This window comes from Amycolatopsis sp. cmx-11-51 (genome assembly GCF_047608665.1).
GTDB lineage: Bacteria > Actinomycetota > Actinomycetes > Mycobacteriales > Pseudonocardiaceae > Amycolatopsis.
Genome location: NZ_JADNQO010000011.1, coordinates 195732 through 215332, shown reverse-complemented (window position 1 = coordinate 215332; position 19601 = coordinate 195732). Strand labels below are relative to the sequence as shown.

At 68.4% G+C, this 19601-nt stretch carries 16 protein-coding genes and 3 pseudogenes; 14 read left to right on the top strand and 5 right to left on the bottom strand.

What is annotated here, in order from left to right; translation table 11 throughout:
- The first annotated feature begins 33 nt into the window (after nucleotides 1-33).
- Both ACM6LU_RS30050 and ACM6LU_RS30045 read left to right on the top strand, forming a co-directional pair.
- Nucleotides 34-1800: a dynamin family protein gene (locus ACM6LU_RS30050; RefSeq protein ID WP_414941163.1), complete on the top strand. Its 1767-nt coding sequence runs from the start codon at nucleotides 34-36 to the stop codon at nucleotides 1798-1800.
- Nucleotides 1797-3002 (top strand): GTPase, encoded by a 1206-nt coding sequence (locus ACM6LU_RS30045; RefSeq protein ID WP_414941162.1) that lies wholly within the window; start codon nucleotides 1797-1799, stop codon nucleotides 3000-3002. Before ACM6LU_RS30050 ends, ACM6LU_RS30045 begins: the two co-directional genes overlap by 4 nt.
- 636 nt (nucleotides 3003-3638) lie before the next feature.
- Here the strand turns inward: ACM6LU_RS30045 and ACM6LU_RS30040 are convergent.
- Nucleotides 3639-4040, bottom strand: a complete 402-nt coding sequence (locus ACM6LU_RS30040; protein WP_414941161.1) for a PPOX class F420-dependent oxidoreductase — start codon at nucleotides 4038-4040, stop codon at nucleotides 3639-3641.
- A 139-nt stretch (nucleotides 4041-4179) separates the two neighbouring features.
- On the opposite strand from ACM6LU_RS30040, the gene ACM6LU_RS30035 reads away from it, so the two are divergent.
- Together ACM6LU_RS30035 and ACM6LU_RS30030 are read left to right on the top strand one after the other, a co-directional pair.
- On the top strand, nucleotides 4180-5397 hold the full coding sequence (locus tag ACM6LU_RS30035; RefSeq protein ID WP_414941160.1) for a glycosyl hydrolase family 8: 1218 nt from the start codon (nucleotides 4180-4182) through the stop codon (nucleotides 5395-5397).
- A 348-nt stretch (nucleotides 5398-5745) separates the two neighbouring features.
- Nucleotides 5746-6271, top strand: a pseudogene (locus ACM6LU_RS30030) (helix-turn-helix transcriptional regulator); the annotation flags it as partial.
- Nucleotides 6272-6349: 78 nt separating this feature from the next.
- Here the strand turns inward: ACM6LU_RS30030 and ACM6LU_RS30025 are convergent.
- Nucleotides 6350-7519: a macrolide family glycosyltransferase gene (locus ACM6LU_RS30025; RefSeq protein ID WP_414941159.1), complete on the bottom strand. Its 1170-nt coding sequence runs from the start codon at nucleotides 7517-7519 to the stop codon at nucleotides 6350-6352.
- A gap of 189 nt (nucleotides 7520-7708) precedes the next feature.
- Between ACM6LU_RS30025 and ACM6LU_RS30020 the strand changes: the two are divergent.
- From ACM6LU_RS30020 to ACM6LU_RS29990, 7 genes and pseudogenes are all read left to right on the top strand, one after another.
- Nucleotides 7709-8420 (top strand): annotated as a pseudogene (locus tag ACM6LU_RS30020) (alpha/beta hydrolase); the annotation flags it as partial.
- Nucleotides 8421-8713: 293 nt separating this feature from the next.
- Nucleotides 8714-9616 carry an ABC transporter ATP-binding protein gene (locus tag ACM6LU_RS30015; protein WP_414941158.1) on the top strand — a complete coding sequence of 301 codons (903 nt, stop codon included), beginning with the start codon at nucleotides 8714-8716 and terminating at the stop codon, nucleotides 9614-9616.
- Nucleotides 9613-10344 carry an ABC transporter permease gene (locus ACM6LU_RS30010; protein WP_414941157.1) on the top strand — a complete coding sequence of 244 codons (732 nt, stop codon included), beginning with the start codon at nucleotides 9613-9615 and terminating at the stop codon, nucleotides 10342-10344. The genes ACM6LU_RS30015 and ACM6LU_RS30010 overlap by 4 nt, the downstream gene beginning before the upstream one ends.
- 71 nt (nucleotides 10345-10415) lie before the next feature.
- Entirely contained in the window at nucleotides 10416-11009 is a 594-nt protein-coding gene (locus ACM6LU_RS30005; protein WP_414941196.1) for a hypothetical protein, read from the top strand.
- On the top strand, nucleotides 11006-11329 hold the full coding sequence (locus ACM6LU_RS30000) for a transcriptional regulator (protein WP_414941156.1): 324 nt from the start codon (nucleotides 11006-11008) through the stop codon (nucleotides 11327-11329). Before ACM6LU_RS30005 ends, ACM6LU_RS30000 begins: the two co-directional genes overlap by 4 nt.
- Nucleotides 11316-12632 (top strand): DNA polymerase IV, encoded by a 1317-nt coding sequence (locus ACM6LU_RS29995; protein WP_414941155.1) that lies wholly within the window; start codon nucleotides 11316-11318, stop codon nucleotides 12630-12632. Before ACM6LU_RS30000 ends, ACM6LU_RS29995 begins: the two co-directional genes overlap by 14 nt.
- Nucleotides 12633-12801: 169 nt before the next feature.
- Nucleotides 12802-13920 (top strand): CapA family protein, encoded by a 1119-nt coding sequence (locus ACM6LU_RS29990; protein WP_414941154.1) that lies wholly within the window; start codon nucleotides 12802-12804, stop codon nucleotides 13918-13920.
- Between the two features lie 61 nt (nucleotides 13921-13981).
- Here ACM6LU_RS29990 and ACM6LU_RS29985 read toward each other — a convergent pair whose 3' ends face one another.
- Both ACM6LU_RS29985 and ACM6LU_RS29980 read right to left on the bottom strand, forming a co-directional pair.
- A complete protein-coding gene (locus ACM6LU_RS29985) occupies nucleotides 13982-15007 on the bottom strand; it encodes a family 2 encapsulin nanocompartment cargo protein polyprenyl transferase (RefSeq protein WP_414941153.1) in 1026 nt (341 codons plus the stop codon).
- Nucleotides 15008-15018: 11 nt separating this feature from the next.
- Nucleotides 15019-15132, bottom strand: a pseudogene (locus ACM6LU_RS29980) (hypothetical protein); the annotation flags it as partial.
- A gap of 593 nt (nucleotides 15133-15725) precedes the next feature.
- Between ACM6LU_RS29980 and ACM6LU_RS29975 the strand changes: the two are divergent.
- On the top strand, nucleotides 15726-16490 hold the full coding sequence (locus ACM6LU_RS29975) for a hypothetical protein (protein ID WP_414941152.1): 765 nt from the start codon (nucleotides 15726-15728) through the stop codon (nucleotides 16488-16490).
- A gap of 4 nt (nucleotides 16491-16494) precedes the next feature.
- Nucleotides 16495-17730, top strand: coding sequence for a DUF6923 family protein (locus ACM6LU_RS29970; RefSeq protein WP_414941151.1), 1236 nt, complete (start codon nucleotides 16495-16497; stop codon nucleotides 17728-17730).
- Nucleotide 17731: 1 nt separating this feature from the next.
- Here the strand turns inward: ACM6LU_RS29970 and ACM6LU_RS29965 are convergent, their stop codons facing one another.
- Nucleotides 17732-18748 carry an autoinducer 2 ABC transporter substrate-binding protein gene (locus ACM6LU_RS29965; RefSeq protein WP_414941150.1) on the bottom strand — a complete coding sequence of 339 codons (1017 nt, stop codon included), beginning with the start codon at nucleotides 18746-18748 and terminating at the stop codon, nucleotides 17732-17734.
- Between the two features lie 236 nt (nucleotides 18749-18984).
- Here ACM6LU_RS29965 and ACM6LU_RS29960 point away from each other — a divergent pair, with 236 nt between their 5' ends.
- A complete protein-coding gene (locus ACM6LU_RS29960) occupies nucleotides 18985-19449 on the top strand; it encodes a DUF4396 domain-containing protein (RefSeq protein ID WP_414941149.1) in 465 nt (154 codons plus the stop codon).
- Nucleotides 19450-19601: the final 152 nt, after the last annotated feature.

The window sequence follows — 19601 nt, the reverse complement described above, 5'->3', positions numbered from 1 at the left end:
TTCCACGCTTGGTTAAGGGAACACTGCATCCCCGTGACAGCCCCCGCCTGGCTCGACTTGCTCAACGAGACCTTGGACGCCTGTGCCGCCCACGGTCGCGCCGACCTGGCCGAACGCCTCCGGCGCAGACGGGACCGGCAGGTGCCGGGCACCCGGATCGCGGTGGTCGGTTTTCCCAAGCAGGGCAAGGGGTACCTGCTCAACGCGCTGCTGAACGCCCCGGTCTGCGCGGTCGGGGACGCGAGTACACCCGCCGTCCCCACCGAGATCGGGTACGCCCACGATCCCGCCGCCACCCTGGTCGGGCACGCCCGTGAACGCGTGCCGGTCGGTGACCTCGCCAAGGAACTCGAGGTCCGGCCGCCCGGTTCGCTGCGCCGGGTCGAGGTCGGCCTGCCGCGCGAACTGCTCGGCACGGGACTGGTGCTGGTGGACACCCCGGCGATCGGGGACCCCCGCTCGCCGAGGACGGCGGCCACCCTCGACGTCCTCGCCGACGCGCACGCGGTGATCCTCGTCTCCGACGCGACACAGGAACTCCAGCCCGCCGAACTCGCGCTGGCCCGGCACATCCGGACCTGGTGCCCGGCATTGGTGCTGGCGCTGACCAAGATCGACGTCAGCCCCGACTGGCGGGAACTCGCCGCCCGCAACCGCGCCGCGCTTTCACAGACCGGCGTCGTCGCCGACGTGTTCCCCGTGTCCGCGACAGTGCGCCAAGCCGCAGCCAAGGCCGGTGACACCGACCTCAATGGACGGTCCGGTTACCCGGAACTCCTGAACTGGGTGGGGGAACAGGCCGCGCGCCCGATCGAACGCACCCGGGCGCTCGCCGCCGCGGTGAGCGTCCGCGCGGCGGCGGTCGAACTGGTCGAGACGCTGCAGACACGGCTCGACGCCTTCTCGCAGGACAGCGGGGTCGACCAGGTCACCCTGCTGCACCAGGCACAACGGCGTACCGAGGAGCTGCGGCGGCAGAACGTCCGCTGGCAGAACATATTGTCGGACGAGATCACCGACCTGGTCTCCGACGCCGAATACGACCTGCGTGAGCGGACCCGGGTGATCGTGCGGCATATCGACCGCACCTTCGACGAAGGCGACCCGGTGCAGATCTGGCCGGATTTCCAGACCTGGCTGGAAGAGAACCTCGCCGAGGCCGTCGAGACGAACTACAACTGGGTGTCCGACCGGTCGACGTGGATCGCGCACGCGGTCGCCACCGGTTTCGGCGCACGGTACGGCCAGGCCCCGGTTCTGCCGCTGACCGGGTCCGGAGTGGACTCGATCCCCGAAGTCGGCACCCCCAAGATCGAGCGATTCAAGATCGGCCAGAAACTCTTCACCGGGTTGCGTGGTTCCTACGGCGGCGTGCTGATGTTCGGACTGGTCACCAGTCTCGCCGGGCTGCCGCTGATCAACCCGGTGTCCCTCGGCGCCGGTGTCGCGTTCGCCACCAAGAGCGTGCGCGACGAAGGCGGGATGCGGTTGCAACGGCGCCAGGCACTGGCGAAGGCCGCGGCGCAGCGCCACGTCGACGACGTGTTCATCCGGTTCAGCAAGGAGATCAAGGACGAGATCCGCCAGGTCCAGCGGCGGTTGCGTGACCATTTCACCGCGCTGTCGGACGACCTCGCGGAAGAGCTGACGCGCCAACGGGAACTGATCATCGCCGGATCCGCCGAACGCGACCGGCGTACGCAGCGGGTCAAGAAGGAAATCGACCGGCTCGCCGCGCTGCACCGGAAGGCGGGGGCGCTCGGCAGTGGCGCCGCGCCACGCCGGGAGCTTTCCGCGTGACGGCGCTCGACGTCCGTGAACTGCTGAGTGACGCCGTCGTGCTCTACCGGGAGCGCCCGCACGCGGTGGCGATGCTGCGGGAATGCCTGGAGCGACTGGAGGAGCCGCTACGGGTCGGCTTCGTCGGCACACCGGGGACCGGCAAGTCCACTTTGGTCTCCGCGCTGGCGGAATGGCCGACGAGGGCACTGCGTGAACTCGAGCTGTTCGACACCCCGGCACCCGCCGAGCACGTCGACGCGACGGTGCGCCTGGTGCGCCACCTCGAACCGGACGAACTCGCCGGTGCCCGGCCGGTGGGCGGTTCGGCGTTCGCACGGCAGAGCGCGGTGAACTCGGTACTGGTACTCGGCCGGGCCGACGAGGTCGGTGCCGGCCGGATCGACGCCTTGCTCACCGCGAAACAGCTGGCGCGGCGGGCTTGGCGCGAGGACCCGAATTGCGCGGGCTTCCAAGGCGTCATCGCGGTCGCGGGGCAACTGGGATACGCGGGCCGGGCGTTGCGGGACGACGAGTTCGAGGCGCTGCGCGCACTGGCGTCGATCTCCCGTCCGGATCTGGAGCGCTATCTCCTGTCCGTGGATTCCTTTGTGGACGATCCGTTCCCGGTGCGGATCCCACCGGAGTCGAGGAAACATCTGGTGGCGCGGTTCGGGCTCTACGGTGTCCGGCTGGCGATCACCCTGATCCGCACCGGCTGCGAGAGCAGGCTGAAACTTTCGGCGGAACTCGTGCACCGCAGCGGTCTCGGCGACCTGCGGGACACGCTAGCGGGATGCTTCGTCGCCAGGGCCGAAGCGCTGAAGGCACGCACGGCGGTGCTGCGGCTGGAAGGCCTGCTCGCCACCGAACCGCTCCCGCACGGTGACCGGCTGGCCGCGCGGGTGGAGCGGTTCGCCGCCGCCGCACACGATTTCCGGGAGTTGCGGCTCATCGCCGACGTCCGCGGCGGGCGCACGGCCTTGTCCGGAGAGATCGCCGAGGAGGCCACCCGGTTGCTCGGCGCGCAGGGAGTCGCGCCCACCGAACGGCTCGGCCTCGAACCCGGCGCGAATCCGGCCGAGATCCACGCGGCTGCCGAGAGCGCGCTCGCCGCATGGCGGCACGAGGCGGAACGGGCCGACGCCGCGCACGCCGAACGCGCCGCCGCGCGGGTGATCGTGCGTTCGGTGGAAGGACTGCTCAGCCTGTTCGTCGCCTGAGCGCGGGTCCGTGAAGGGCTCCTCGCCTACTTTCAGGGTCAGGGTCCCGGCGAAGTCGAGGTCTTACCGGTCAGGCGGCTCTTCGTCGCTGCATGAGGCTGTTGATGAAGGAATGGGGACGTTGAGTATCCCCATTCCTTCATCGTCGCGGGGGCGCACCGGTCGCGGAGCTTCATCAACAGCGCTGACCAGCAGCTCCGCCACTTTGCCGAGACCTTGTGCCAGGAAGGGGGCCTTCATGTACTTCGAGCCACCCAGGGCGCCGGTCCCGAGTGGCGTTTCGGGTCAGTGAGGAGTAAGTCCCGCACGAGGAGTCCCTGTGACCACCAGATCCGGAGAGGGGTGTGTGGAAATAGGGACACTCAAAGTCCCTCTTTCCACACACCCCTCTCCGAGACGCTCAGTGCCCCCAATGCGTCATTGGGGCAGTGGCCGGGCGGGGCAGCCACCCGCCACGTTCTCGCTGCTCGGGTTCGGCGCGGGAAGGTCGATGCCCGGCTCGTCGCGCGCATCACCGAACGGTGGACGTACACGCTCCCGGCCGTGATCGCCGCTGCGGTGTCTTGCTGTTCGCCGCCGGTGATCAGTCCCTGCTCGCCGTCAGCGCCCTCATCATCGCCGCGACCGGTTCGCCGGTTAGGCGTTGCCGAGTATCCGGGTCACGGTGATCTCGATGACCACGCGCTCCGGGTTCGGTTTGGGCTGCCGGTACCGCGCGGCGTAGCGGTTCTCGGCGTCGCGGACCGACTCCGGATCTTCGCGCAGCACCGCGCGACCCTCCAATGTGGACCATCGGGGCCCGTCGATCTGGCAGGCGGCGACCGGAATGCCCTGTTCGTCCGCTTCCTTGATCATGCGGGCCTTTTTGGACGAGCGGAACGTGATCACGCGGGCGATCCCGGCCTCGAAGTCCACCGTGACCCCGACGGCGACGACATGCGGGGTCCCGTCGGGGCGGACGGTGGTCAGCGTGGCGAGATGCCGCTCGGTCCAGAATTCCCGGAAGGTCTCGCCGCGCGCGCTCAAGTCGATCGTCATGCGCTCACGCTAGGGCACGGTCACGCAAGCGTCATTTGAGGTAATAGTAAGGAAACTTTCTTAACTCTCTTGTTTTTGGCCGATCCGGATGTCACTCTCGAAACGCGCCGCCGCCACCAACGACGTTTCCGGAGGAGCCATGAGAAAGACCGTTCGGACAGTGCTGGCCGCGGCCGCGCTGACCGCCGGGCTGGTCGCCACGACCGCCCCCGCCACCGCGGCCACCACTCAAGGAACCCCCTATCTGCCTGGCGTTCTGCGCCCGTCGGTGTCCCAGGCGACGCAGGACGCGGCGCTCGCCAAGTACTACGACTTCTGGAAGAAGAACTTCCTCACCACCAAGTGCGGGTCGGGCACCTACGCGGTCAAGGCCCCGGACGCCGACCACGCGTTCGTCGCCGAGGGTCAGGGCTACGGCATGACCATCGCGGCGATGATGGGCGGCAAGGATCCGCAGGCCCGCGCCGTGGTCGACGGCATCCTGAAGTTCGTGAAGGCGCACCCTTCGTCGATCGATAAGGATTTGCACGCCGCCGAGCAGGACGCCAGCTGCAAGAGCGTCAACGGTACCGACTCGGCGACCGACGGTGACCTCGAAATCGCCTACGGCCTGCTCCTCGCCGACAAGGTCTGGGGCAGCGGCGGTTCGGTGAACTACAAGGCCGAGGCACTGCGGATCATCAAGGCGATCAAGCGCAGCGAGGTGCACCCCACCACCAAGTTCATGCGGCTGGCAGACTGGGCCGACAGCGGCAAGTACATCAACAGCTCCCGATCCTCGGACTGGATGCCGGGTCACCTCCGTGCGTTCGAGAAGGCCACCGGTGACTCGTTCTGGGGCCAGGTCCGGACCCGGCAGGAGCAGGCCGTCACCCAGCTTCAGCAGCAGTACGCGCCGAAGACCGGGCTGATCCCGGACTTCGTCGTCAACACCAACTCCACGCCGAAGCCGGCCCCGGCGGACTTCCTCGAAGGCAAGGACGACAAGTACAGCTACAACGCCTGCCGCGACCCGTGGCGCCTCGGGGTCGACGGCATCACCGTGTCGGGGAGCCCGGCGCAGGGTCAGGTGCGGAAGATGAACACCTGGATCCAGCAGACGACCGGCGGCGACCCGGCCAAGATCACCACCGGCTACACGCTGTCGGGCGCCAAGATCTCGGGCGAGTCGGGCCAGCACCCCTGCTTCACCGCGTCGTTCGCCATCGCGGCGATGAACGACCCGGGCAGCCAGGCCTGGCTGGACAAGCTGTGGACCTCGATCACGACGTGGTCGCCGAACGCCAAGGACTACTACGGCACCGGCATCACCTTGCAGGTTCTGCTCATCCTCTCGGGAAACTACATCGCTGTCTGATGTCATGTGTGAAGGCTCCCTTCCCCTCGGCTCAGCCGAGGGGAAGGGAGCCTTCACGTATGACCCGGGCGTCCACCGCGGCGCTGCAACGGCTGAGGAAACCGGTCGCCGTCTCCGAAGCGCCGGTTGTCGCGTCGGCGGGCTCCGGTGACTTGCTCACCGCACTCGTCCCGGCGGCGCACGCGCTAGCGTCGCGTGATCCTGCTTGCTTGACGTTGGGTTTCGTTCCTCAGACGGCGATCTCGCGTGATCAGACGGCGGTTACGCGTGATTGGACGGCGATCTCCGGAGATCGCCGTCTGATCACGGGTAAGACCTGCAGGATCACGCGACGCTAGCGGCGATGCTGGGCCGGGCAACGAAGTCCTGTTGCGCGATCTGAGCAGGCTGCCGGACTCGATCGTCGCCATCGCGGGTGACCTCACCGGCAGGACGGTCGGCGCCCGATGACGGATCTCCTGCTGGGCCTGGTCCGCCGCGGCACCACGCAGGACCTGACGAACTACGAGACCCACGGCCCCGACGGGCGCGCGATCCGGTCTTCGACGCTGTTCCTGCGGGACGCCGACGGGGTCGCGATCGGCTGCTTGTGCGTCAACCGGCTGACCGACGGCGCCCCACGGGCCGACGGGCACGAACCCGAGACGTTCCCGCCGGACGTCGACAGTTTGCAACGGTTCCTGATCGGGCGCGCGGTGACGAAGGCCGGGATCCCGGTGGACCTGATGAAGAAACGGCACAGGCGGCCGTGGTCCGGGAACTGGACGAGGCGGGGTTCTTCCTCATCAAGGACTGGGTGGACCACCTCGCCGGTGAACTCGACGTCACGCGGTACACGATCTACAACTACCTGAACGAGATCCGGGCGACCTGACGCTCCCGCGCGTGAGATGAACGGGGCTTTCATCTCGAAATTCGCAATGAAAGTCCCGTTCATCTCGTCAAGGTGACGCTACTTCAGGAAGGACTCCACGGCGTCGGCCGCCCGGTCGACCCCGCCGTTCCCCCGCGTTTCGGCCCGGACCTCGGCCAGACGTGCGGCGACCGAGGGTGACCCGGCCACCCGCTCGACCGCGGCCCGCAGCACCGACGCCGTCACGTCCGAGGCCGCGAGTTCCTCACCGACACCCAGTTCCGCCAGTTTCGCCGCGTTGCCGAAACCGTCGGTGGCCAGCGGGATCGCGACGGTCGGCGCGCCGTACCACAGCGATTCCGTGCTGCCGCCCATGCCGGCGTGCGTGATGAACGCCGACGCGGCCTCCAGTACCGCGAGTTGCGGGACGAACGGGAGCGCCTCGATGTGCTCCGGCAGCGGTCCGAGGTCGGCCGGATCGGTCTGCCCGATCGAGATGACCACGTGCCAGTCGGAGTCGCGGAACCCGTCCACACAGGCGCGGAAGAGGTCGATCTGGTCGGTGAACGCCGTGCCGAGGGACATCAGCAGGACCTTCTTGCCACTCGAAGGCGGTGTCCAGCTCCGGTCGGCAAGGCGTTCCGGGTCCAGTGCCGGGCCGACGAACCGGACCGACGACGGAACCCGCTCGCCGTGGGGCTGCATCGCCCTCGGCAGCAGCGCGAGAACCTGCTCGGGATGGGAGATCCAGTCCCAGGCGTCGGCCTCGATGCCGTTCTCGTTCAGCCACCGGGTGAAAGTGGCGAAATAGTCCTTCCCGGTCGGCGAGCTGCGAATCGAATCGAGGAGCTCGCCCATGTCCTCTTCGTAGCCGTCCCAGGCGACATACGTCGGGGACAGCTGCACCGCCGGAACGCCGTAGCGCCTGCCCAGTAGCGGCGCCGGGAGCCCGCCGATGTCGTACAGCAGCAGATCCGGGCGGTTCTCGTCGTAGAAATCGGTCAGCAACGGCATCGCCTGGATGCCCTCGTCGAGGAAGACCCGCATCTGCGACGCCGGGTCCTCCGGCCACGCCGACTGGTCGCCGAGCGGGAGGATCGACGGATGCGGGACGACCTCGGCCCCGGTCGGTTCGATCAGCCCGGTGAGCGGCTCGCCCACGACGTAGCTGACGCGGTGCCCGCGAGCGACCAGCTCACGGACGACGGCCAGCGAGGGGTAGATGTGGCTCGGCGCGGTGCAGCCGATCATCGCGATGTGCTTCTGCATGATGTCCTGTCTGGATCCATGAACGGATGTCAGACGGCGCGCAGAAAAGGGGCCACCCGATCGCGGGCGGCCCTGCGGTCACGCCGTCTCAGGCGGTGCGCATCCGGATGTGGTAGGTCATGATCGAAACCCTAGCGCGTACCGCTGGGCCTCCCAACCGATTAACCGGTGGCCCGGTTTGCCGCCGGGTCGCACGACGTCTACCGCCTCGGCAAGACCCCGGCCGGCGGCTACATCGGGCCGGACGAGTTCCTCGAGGTGTTCAACCGCCTCTTACTACCAGCTGTGCTGGACGCTGCTCGGTGACGCGCTGGCGAAGTTCGTCGACAAGGGTGACTGGCAGACGATAAAGGGGCTGTTCGAAGGCTTCGGCGGCCGCGGCGACGACAACGGTTACGCCGTCTACCTCGCCGTCCAGTGCGCGGACGTGAAGTGGCCGCGGAGCTGGCAGCAGTGGAAGCACGACAACTGGCGGACCTACCAGAAGGCGCCGTACTTCACCTGGCCCGCGAAGCCCGGCAAGCCGGTCAAGGTCGACGGCAAGAAGGTGCCGAGTGTGCTGATGATCGGTGAGACGCTCGACGCGGTGACGACGTACGAAGGCAGCCTTGAGGTCCGTAGCCGGTTCCCCGGCGCTCGCCTGATCGGTGAGCCGGGCGGTACGAGTCACGCCATCAGCCCCCGCGGCAATGCGTGCGTCGACAACCGGATCGCCGACTACCTGGCGACCGGTGCGCTGCCCGACCGCAAGCCGGGGCGGACGGCCGACCTCGAATGCGCGCCGCTGCCGCCTCCGGCCCCGACTGCTTCAGCACCTCAGGCAGCCACCTCCCGGGTGCCCGTCCAGCTCCAAGTACGCGAAGGCCGCCTTCCTTCCGCCCAGGTACAAGGTCCCGGCTAAGTCGAGGTCTTACAGGCCAGCCGGGTCACACCGGTTGCGGAGCTTGATCAACAGAGGTTCAGGGACATGCCTCCCTCCAGCACGCCTGAGAGGGGAAGATTTCGGACGTTCACCGTCCCAAATCCTCCCCACTCGGCCCTTGCGGGCACCAGAACGTCAAGCCCGGGTTACTGCCTGTAGCGCTGACCAGCGGCTCTACGACTTTGCCGAGCCTTCGCTTTCCTCGGCAGGGGACTTTGTGTTACAAAGTAGAAGTGAGCTTTGTAGTTCAGAGTGCTTGAAGGAGGAAAGTCATGACGGACGCGTTCAGCCTCGAAGGGCTGGTGAAGCGCTTCGGTGACGTCCTGGCCGTCGACGACGTCAGTGTGCGGGCCGCACCGGGGGAGGTGGTGGCGCTGCTCGGGCCGAACGGTGCTGGCAAGTCGACCACGATCGACATGCTGCTGGGCCTGACCAGGCCGGATTCGGGCCAGGTGCGGGTCGCCGGGCTCGGCGCGGCGGCGGCGATGGACCGGGGCATGGTCGGCGCGATGGCGCAGAACGGGACGCTGCTCAGGGACGCCACGGTCGCCGAACTCGTCGGCCTGTTCGCGTCGCTGCACCGGGATCCGCTGCCGATCCGCGAGGTGCTCAAGCGTGCCGGGGTCACCGAGTACGCGAACCGCCGCTGCGGAAAGCTCTCCGGCGGCGAGCAGCAGCGGGTGCGGTTCGCGCTCGCGCTGGTCGGCGATCCGGATCTGCTGGTGCTCGACGAGCCGACCGCGGCCATGGACGTCGACGGCCGGCGCCGGTTCTGGGCGTCGATGCGCGAGTACACCGAGACGGGCCGGACGGTCCTCTTCGCGACGCATTACCTCGCCGAAGCCGAGGACTACGCGGACCGCGTCGTGCTGATGCGGCACGGCCAGGTGGTCGCGGACGGGCCGGTCGGCGACGTCAGAGCCGCGGTCGCCGGCCGGATACTGCGGGCCGTCGTCCCGGATGCCACCGAAGCCGCGCTGGCCACGCTGCCCGGAGTGTCGCGCGCGGTACTGCGGGCCGGGCACGCGGAACTGCACTGCGCCGATTCCGACGCCGCCATCCGCGGTCTGCTGCGCGGGTTCCCGCTCGCCGCGAACATCGAAATCACCGCCGTGGGACTGGAAGAAGCCTTCATCGCGCTGACCGCGGATGAGACCGAGGGAGCGTTGCGATGAACATGAACTACCTGACGCTGGAGATCAAACGCATCGTCCGCAGCCCGCAGTTCGCGCTGTTCACCATCGGTATGCCGCTGGTGATGTTCCTGTTGTTCGGCGGCATCTTCGGCGCCCGCGAGATCGCTCCCGGCGTCTCGACCGCGACGGTGACCATGGTGAACATGGCCGCGTACGGCGCCATGACCGCCGCGCTGTTCACCGGCACCCGCGTCGCCACCGAACGCACCGATGGCTGGCAACGCACCCTGAGGTTGACGCCGATGCGGGCGCCGGGCTACCTGATGGTCAAGGTGACAGCGGGGTTGTTCGTCGCGCTGCCCGTGCTGCTGGTGATCTTCGCGGCCGGGATGATTCGCGGCATCCGGCTCGAAACCGGCCAGTGGCTGACGATCTTCGGCACGCTGTGGCTCGGGACGCTGCCCTTCGCGGTGCTGGGCCTGATGATCGGCCTGTTCGGCAAGGGTGACACCGTGCAGGCGGTGACCGGCGCGCTGATGCTGCCGCTGGGCATGTTCGGCGGGCTGTGGATCCCGCTGCAGATCCTGCCGGGCTGGATGAACACCGCCGGGCACATCATGCCGACGTACTGGCTCGGCGAGATCGGCCGCGCGCCGGTGCTCGGCGGTTCGGGCACGCTGACCGCCGCCGGAGTGCTCGTGGCCTGGCTGGTGGTGCCCGCGCTCGTGGTGATGGCGAGGTTCCGGCTTGACACGGCCAGGCTGTGACCGCGTGTTAGCTTTCCGAAGTGCCGGAAGATGAGCGGGCTGTGTCTGAGCGGGACGACGACGCGCGGCCGATGACACCCGAGGAGTCGCTCGCACTCATCGCCAGGCAGACGGAGGACACCCAGCGTGAGATCGGGCCGAGGCCTGCCGTGCTGCTCGCCGTCTGGGGTCTGGTGTGGCTGTTCGGGTTCGGCCTCGTCTACGTCTCCGCTCCGCCCACCTCACTGATGCCGTTGTGGGTCGCCGCGGTGATCGTCGTCGCCGGTTTCGCCGGAGCCATGACGTATTCGGCGATCTACGGCATCCGGGCGGGCCGCGGCGTGCGCGGGCCGTCCCGGCTCGTCGGGGCGATGTATGGGTGGAGCTGGATGATCGCGTTCGGCGGGCTGACGGTGGTGAACACCGCGCTGATCCGCCTCGGCCTCGGCACCGAGCTGATCCCGTTGCTGTGGTCCGGGACCTCGCTCATGCTGACCGGCCTGATGTACCTCGCCGGCGGAATGCTGTGGCAGAGCAAACTGCAGTACGGCCTCGGCGTGTGGATCATCGTGTGCGGCGCGGCGAGCGTGCTGGCCGGGGGACCGCACAACTTCCTCGTGCTGAGCCTGGCGGGCGGCGGTGGCTTCCTGGTGGCGTCGCTGGTCTACCTGGTGCGGTCGCGATGAGCGAAGACGGGTTGCCCCAGCTCGATCCGGTGATCCACGCGCAGGCGCGGTTGCGGGTCACCGTGGCGCTGTCGAGCCTCGGACCGGGGGACAGCATCACCTTTCCGCGCCTGCAGCAGCTTCTGGACATGACGCCGGGCAACCTGTCGACGCATCTGCGCAAACTCGAGGACGCCGGCTACGTCGAGATCACCAAGGCCTTCGAACATCGCACGCCGGTGACGCTGGTCGAGCTGACCACCCGGGGCCGGGCCGCGTTCGAGGAGTACACGAAGGCCCTGCACCGTCTTCTCGAGGTACCGGGCGATGGGCGTTCATGACCGGTGGGTCATCCACCTCGACATGGACGCGTTCTACGCCTCCTGTGAACAGCTGACCCGGCCGACCCTGGCCCACCGCCCCGTGCTCGTCGGCGGCGCGGGCCCGCGTGGCGTGGTCGCCGGGGCGAGTTACCAGGCGCGTGAGCACGGCATCTCCTCGGCGATGCCGATGTCGCAGGCCCGGCGGTTGTTGCCGCCCAACGGGGTCATCCTGCCACCGCGGTTCGAACTGTACGAACTGCTGAGCACGCGGGTGTTCGATCTCGTCGCCCGGTACGCGCCCGTGCTGGAACGGATCTCCCTCGACGAGGCCTTCGCTGAACCGCCTTCGCTGGCCGGGGCGTCGTCGGCCGACGTGCGTGAGTTCGGTGCTCGCCTGCGGGAGCACATCCGGTCCGAAATCGGCTTGGTGGCGTCGATCGGGGCGGCTTCGGGGAAGCAGGTCGCGAAGGTCGCGTCGGACGAGGCCAAACCGGACGGGCTGCTCGTCGTCGACCAGGGCACCGAACGTGCGTTTCTCGCGCCGCTGCCGACCAGGGCGCTGTGGGGGATCGGCCCGGTCGCGGAAGGGAAACTGCGGGCGATCGGCGTCCGGACGCTGGGCCGGCTGGCCGCGCTCTCCGACGCCGACGCGGTGTCCACTTTGGGCAGTGTGGTCGGGCGGGACCTGCGGCGGCTGGCCACCGGCGTCGACGACCGGCCGGTGTCCGACCGCGCGGAGCTCAAGCAGGTCAGCGCGGAGACGACCTTCGACCGGGACCTGATCGACCTGGCCAGCCTGCGGCGCGAGGTCCGCGATCTCGCCGTCCACGCGCACAAACGGCTCGTCAACGCCGAGCGGGTCGCGCGGACGGTGGTGGTGAAACTGCGGCACACCGATTTCAGCACGGTGACGCGTTCGGAGACGATGGCCTCGCCCACCGACGAATTCGACCAGCTCGCCTCGATGGCGGAACGGCTGCTGATCGACCCGACCGACTTCGGCGGGGTGCGGCTGGCCGGGGTCGCGTTCTCCGGGCTTTCCGTGCCGCATCAGGATCCGCTGTTCACCCTTTCCGTTCCGGTGACCGACACGCCGTCGGTCTCGCGAGCGCCCGCGCCGGTGCCTGTGGTCTCCTCGACCTGGCGGCCGGGGGACGACGTGGCGCACGATGCGCATGGCACCGGCTGGGTGCAGGGGGCAGGGCACGGCCGGGTGACCGTGCGGTTCGAGACGCGGTCCAGCGGGCCGGGCGTCGCGCGGACTTTCCTCCAGGACGATCCGGCCCTCCGCCGGGGGGCCCCTTCCGATTGCCTCGCCTAAATCCCCGCGTTTCGTCCTCTGGTTGCGGTAGTTGCGCGTGCAAGGACCGCAACCAGAGGACGAAACGCGGAGGGATCGGCGGCGCGGGCGGTGTCTTTTCCGGGCGATGTCACGCTCCGCTCGGTGTAGGGCAGGATGAAGGCGGTATGTCACCCGATCGAGGGAACCGATGTTCAGCTCCCGCGCCCGTCAGACCACCGTTCTCCTCGGTGCGGCCGCACTGCTCGCCGCGTGCAGTGCCACTCCCGAGCCGCAGCAGCCCGCCGCGTCGACCACACGGTCTTCAACGCCGGACGCATCCTTCACGGTGGTCGCGACCGGCGACGTGCTGATCCACCCCGCGCTGACCGACCAGGCGAAGGAAGACGGTGGCGGCGAGATCGACTACCGGCCGCTGCTGGCCGGGATCAAGCCGCTGATCTCCGGGGCCGACCTCGGCATCTGCCACCTCGAGACCCCGCTCGCGCCGAAGGGCGGGCCGTACAGCGGGTACCCGTCGTTCAGTGCGCCGCCCGAAATCGTCGACGCGCTCAAGGACACCGGGTACGACAACTGCTCGACGGCGTCCAACCACACGATCGACCAGGGCGTGGACGGCGCGACGCGGACGCTCGACAAACTCGACGAGGCGGGGATCAAACACACCGGTTCGGCACGCTCGGCCGAAGAAGCGAAGAAGCCGCTGATCGTCGACGTCAACGGTGTCAAGGTCGCCCAGATCTCCTTCGCCTACGGGTTCAACGGGATCAAGGTGCCTTCCGGGAAACCCTGGCTGGTGAACCAGATCGACGCCGAAGAGGTGATCGCCGACGCCAAGGCCGCGCGGAAGGCCGGTGCTCAGGTCGTCCTCGCGAGCCTGCACTGGGGCACCGAATACCAGCACGAGCCGAACGCGGAACAGCGTTCTCTGGCGAAGAAATTGCTCGGTGATGACTCGATCGACCTGATCATCGGCCATCACGCGCACGTCGTGCAGCCCTTCGAGCAGATCAACGGCAAGTGGGTCGCCTACGGTCTCGGCAACAGCGTCGCCCGGCATTCGGAGCCCAGAGGCTCGACCGAACAGGGCGCGGCCGCGCGGTTCCGGTTCGTGCGGGACGGGGAGCGCTGGAAGGTCGACAAGGCCGAGTACGTCCCGACGCTGGTCCAGCTCGGCCCGCCGATCCGGTTGCTCGACCTGACCGCGGGGCAGAGCGGGGACGCCGGGGTGGCCGCGCTCGAAAACACCGACGAGGTCGTCCTCAGCCGTGGCGCCGGTGACCAGGGCCTGACCCGTCCCGGTCGTTGAGCGGAACACGGGTGGGCTGGGCCCTTCGTCCGGCCCACCCGTGTCTTCTTCGCGCCCGCCTTCAATATTGTCGTCGCACCACCAGTTTCGCGAGGGCCGCGAGCTCGGCTCCTGGGCGGGGCACCGGGTTCGAGACGGCGAGATGGTGCAGCGCGCCGGTCAGGAGTGCGTCGGCCTGCTCCTGGCTCCACGTCCGGCCGCCCGCCCGTTCCACCAGCTCCGCCGCGTGGGGCAATTCCGCGGCGTCGAGGTTTTCCTTGCGGTACAAGACATCCAGTTCTCGCCCGGCATCCGTCCCGGAGTGGAGTGCGGCTACCACCGGCAGGGACTTCTTCCGGTTGGAGAGATCCGAGTGCACCGGTTTCCCGGTCACCGCCGGATCACCCCAGATCCCGAGTAGATCGTCGATGTGCTGGAACGCCAGCCCGAGTGCCCTCCCGTACTCGGTCAGCCGGTCGACCTGATCCTGCCTCCCTTCCCCGGCGAGCGCGCCGAGCGTGCATGACGCCCCGAGCAACGCGCCGGTCTTCCCCTCGGCCATCCGTACGCATTCGGTGGTGTCGACGTCACCGCGTTCTTCGAACTTCAGATCCGCGCTCTGCCCTTCCAGCAGGTCGATCACGGCCGTGCTCAGCACTCGCAGCGCTGTTCGCCCGAAGGGGGACAGCACCTCGAAGGCCTGGGTCAGCAGTGCGTCCCCGGCGAGGATGGCGGCGCCGGTGCCGAAGACGGTCCAGGCCGTCGGGCGGTGCCGCCGGGTGGTGTCGGAGTCCATCACGTCGTCGTGCAGCAGCGAGAAGTTGTGCACCATCTCCACCGCGACCCCCACCGGGACGGCGACTTCGACGTCGCCGCCGACAGCCTCCGCGGCCAGGAGGGCGAGCGCGGGCCGCAACGCCTTGCCCCCGTCCGCGGTGGACGGACGGCCGTGCTCGTCCCACCAGCCGAAGTGGTATCCGGCGATCAGCCGCATGGACTCCGGCAGCTTCCCGACCGCTTCCCGCAGCGCCGGATCGAGCAGATTCCGGCTCCACGTCAGAACTTCGCCTGCCGGTCGGGCACCGGTGCGGGTGTCGATGGTCGTCAACGGACTCCCTCTCAGCCTTCACGCCCGAGTTCGGCGTTCTCCAGGATTCCCAGCGCGTCGGGCACCAAGACCGCCGCCGAGTAGTACGCGCTCACCAGGTAGCCGATGATCGCCTGTTCACCGACCACGGACCCAGCGGCCACCGCGACGAGATGCCCTGCGTCCGCGGGGCCGACCTGGTGGTGATGGCCAGTGTTCGCGCGGCGGTCTTGCCGAGGCTCAGTTGCGGGTTGTCCGTGATCGTCACCGAGGAATCCACCTATCGTCATGGCGGGTGTCCCCGCCCTGGTGAACTGCAGTTCTCACAAAGTTCGCGGATACCCACTCGAATGGGGAGGCGCGAAATGAACATAGCAAGCGGCAATGCCCGCACAAACACACGATCGGGTAGCCGGGTACGTTCACCTGTTTGCCGGGTCGGCCCGTTGAAACGTTCCCACTTCGACTGTTCGGGCGGCAAGTTTTTGAAGAATGTCGGCATACGGCGAGGTTGGTGACGTCCCGTGGTGGTTGATCACCCGGTCGTGGAGCCGTGATCTCACAGTGGTGACGGGTCTTCCCGGCGCGTGGCGAAAATCGTTTCGCGGTATGGGAAAATGGGCCGAGACGGTGACGATCCCCCTTTTTTCTCCGCCGCCAGTATGAATTGATTCAACTACCCTTCTCGGACGGCGGCCCGTGAACTAGTTTCGACAGTCTTCACGGGGTAAGGAGTCGAATGGGTATTTACCTGACCGGCATCGCCTGGGTCGCCGGCGCGGCGGTCCTCGCGGGATTCGTCGGTTACCTCGTCCGCAAGATCGGCTGGGACGAAGGACGGCCGGACAACAACGACGCCGCGGGCCAGGTGTTCACCATCGTCGGCGGCCTGCACGCGGTCCTGGTCGCGTTCATCCTGATCTCCCTCTTCGACTCCACGAGCGCGGCGCGCGAAGGCTCCTATCACGAGGCGGACAGCCTGGTCGCCGCCGTCTGGGCCGCCGATTCACTGGGGACGGAGGTCAAGGACGAGGTCCGGAAGCTGAGCGCGGAGTACATCTCCACGGTCGAACGGCGGGAGTGGCCGTTGATGGCCGCGGGCGGGGAGACCGTTCCCGGCACCGGCTGGACACAACTCGACCAGCTGCGGAAGGCGGTGGACAAGGCTCCCTCGGACGACGACTGGGTCCGGGAGCGCAAGGCCGAGGCGGCCGCCCAGCTCTGGCAGGTCTACGAGGCGAGGCAGGATCGGCTCAGCGCCGTCGAGGGCGGCAAGGTCGGCGGTGTCGTCTGGTTCGCGCTCATTCTCGGCAGCCTCATTTCGGTACTGCTGCCCAACCTGTTCGGCGGCACCCGGCTGGCCGCGCATCTGGTCATCGTCTCCACCCTGGCAGGCACGGTCACGCTGCTGCTGTTCGCGATCTACCAGCTGCAAAACCCGTTCGGCGGCGGGGTGCGGATCCCGCCCGACGCGTTCACCGCCGCGCTGACAAGGATCTCCTGAGCACGTGGACGCGGTGACGAGGGCAGCCGCGGTGGTGGCCGTTTCGGGGCTGGTGGGCGCGTCGGCGCTGCTCGCCCCGATGACCGCGCGCGCCGCCGAGAGCTGCCTGGTGGTGCAGGCCGAGTCGGGTTCGCACGGGAAGTCGAAGCTGCGCTGGCTCGACGTCGGATCGGGGACCACTTCGCGAGTGACCGATCCGGGGTACCGGCTCAACGCGCTCGGTTACTCCGCGACCAGGGACCTGGTCTTCGGTGTCGCCGAAGGACTCAGCCGGGGCGCGCACGCGGTGACGATCGATCGTGACGGCGGCACCCGGGATCTCGGCCCGATCACCCGCGCCGGGAACCGGCTGCCGGTGTGGAGTCCTGTCGCGGGGGCGACCGCCGGTGCGATCGGCGGGAATTCCTGGTACCTGCTCAGAAACGGCACACTGTACACAGTGGACTTGACGCCGGGGAAGCGGTACCTGCGGGTGATCCGGACGGTGTTCCTGCGGCCGATCTCCCTCGCCCACGACGTCAACGACTTCGCGTACCACAACGGACTGCTCTACGGAGTTTCCACCACCTGGCGCGGGAAGGGCGCCGTGATCACCATCGACCCGGCGTCCGGCAAGGTCCGTGAAGCCGACGACGCCCGGTTCCCGCCCGCCGACGTCTACGGTTCCGTCGTGCTCGCCCGCGACGGCGCTTTGTACGCCACGGCGAACCGGATCGGCGGGCGAAGCGTGCTTTATCGCCTGGATCGAAGCGGGCAGGTGACCGTGGTGCGTTCGGCCGCACCGCTGGCGGCCTCGGACGCCGCGGGCTGTCTCACCGCGCCCGAAGCCCCCGAGCCACCGAACCCGGAACCGCCCAAGCCGACTCCCACTCCGACACCCACTCCCACTCCGACACCCACTCCGACTCCTGCCCCCACTCCTGTTCCCACGCCGGCTCCGACACCCAGCCCGACCTCCACCCCGGTGCCGTCGCCGCGTTCCAGCCCGACCCCGAGCCCGAGCCCGACCCCGACGCCCACGTCGTCGCCGAGCCCGGCGCCCACTCCCGCGCCCGAGGTGGTCCCGCCGCCCGTCCCCGTGCCGAAGCCGACACGTGCGGCCCCGCCCAGGGAACGCGAGGAGGCGGCGGAGACCGACCCGCACGCCCGCATGAAGGAGAAGCGCCGGTGGGGCCTGACCGCGCTGGTCCTGATCCTCGGCGGCGCTGCGGCGGCGGGTGCCGTCCGGCGGGCCCGGTGAGTCAGTACTTGAACTGGTCCACGTTCTCGCGCGTGATCAGCAGCGGGTCGCCCAGCAGCACGGTCTTCGTGACCTCTTCGTACTTGATCGCCGGGAGCTCGAGGTTGACCTTGTTCGACGGGCCGAGCCGTTTGTCTTCGGCGATCTGCTTACCGGCCCACGCGGTGAGGTAGCCGAGCGATTCGACGTTCCACAGCACGGAAAGCGACGCGGAACCGTCCAAGAGGTACGGCTTGATCGCCTGCGGTGTGCCGACACCGACGGTGAAGACGCGGCCGATCTTCTGCTGCGAACGGACGGCTTCGGCGACACCGGGCGCGGACGTCGTGCACTCGCCGACGAGGCCGGTGAGGTCCGGGTACTTGGTCATCAGGGCCTTGGCCATCGCGGTGGCGGTGTCCTTGTCCTCGCCGGCGTAGACCGTCTCGACGAGCTGCGCATGGGGATACTCGGTAGCGGTATACGCACGCTGAACGGCGATCCACGCGTTGAGGTTCTCGGCGGTCTCGCCGCACGAGACGATCGCGTACTTGCCCGCCTTGCCCATCTTCGTCATCAGGGCGTCGGTGAGTGCTTTGCCGATGCCCTCCGGCGTCGCCTGGTTGACGAAGAGTTCGCGATCGGTACCGGGCGCGTCGGTGTCCGAAGTGATCACATGGACACCCTTGGCGCGCGCGTCGGTGATCGCCGGCGCCATCGTGCCGGGGTCGTTCGGGGCGATCGCGATAACGTCCACCCGCTGGTCGACGAGGCCGCGCACGATCGAGATCTGTGCGGCGGGGTCGACCGTCGCCGGACCGGTCGAGGTCCATTCGACACCGAGTTGCTTGGCCGCGGCCATCCCGCCGGTGTTCATCGCCTCGAAGTACGGGATGCCCGCGACCTTCGGCACGAACGCGATCCTGATCGGTTTGGCCGCCACCCCGTCGGGCTCGTCACCGCCGCAGCCGGTCAGCCCGAACACCATGCCCAAAGCGAACACAGCGGCAACGACGAGCGTCTTCGTCGGCCCTCGCATCTCCACCCCATAGTCACGGAACAACCTGAACCAGCCGATCGGTCTGCGCGCGGTGGAGACCTCCGGCGAAACTAGGGTCTCCGGTTACCCCGGTCAACCGGATGAGCGCAAAGGGTTACGGAAGTGAGTTCATCGACCTGGTCCGATTACCAAATCAGCTTACGGGGGTGACGGTCAGCGACCGGGAGGCGCGGATCACCGCACCAGGTATACGGGTGGGGGGTATATTGCTTCGTATGAACGAGACACGGCATGGCGCAAGCTGGTCGGTGGCGGCGTCGGCGACCCTGCACTGCCTCACCGGCTGTGCGATCGGCGAGGTACTCGGCATGGTGATCGGCACGGCGCTCGGTCTGCACAACGCGGCGACGATCGTTCTGTCCGTCGCGCTGGCCTTCGTCTTCGGTTACGCGCTGACGATGCGTGGCGTGCTGAAGTCGGGTCTCGCGTTCGGTGCCGCGCTCAAGGTGGCGCTGGCCGCCGACACCGTGTCGATCGCGGTCATGGAGATCGTCGACAACGGGATCATGGTGGTGGTGCCGGGCGCCATGGACGCCGGGCTCGCGAGCCTGCTGTTCTGGGGCGCGCTGGCGTTCTCGCTGGTCGTCGCGTTCGTGCTGACGGTGCCGGTGAACAAGTGGATGATCGGGCGCGGGCTGGGACACGCGAAGGTCCACGCGGGACACGGTGGGACGTCGTGAAAGGACGGTCAGAGCGGATGAGGCAAAGGTGACGTGGCTGAGGGGCACTGCCCCCAATGCCACCTTGGAGACGCTCAGTCCTGCGGTGTGTCGTACCGCGTGAGCTTGCCTGCGACCGTGAGCGGCCTCCCATGAAAAGCGAAGGCCCGGCG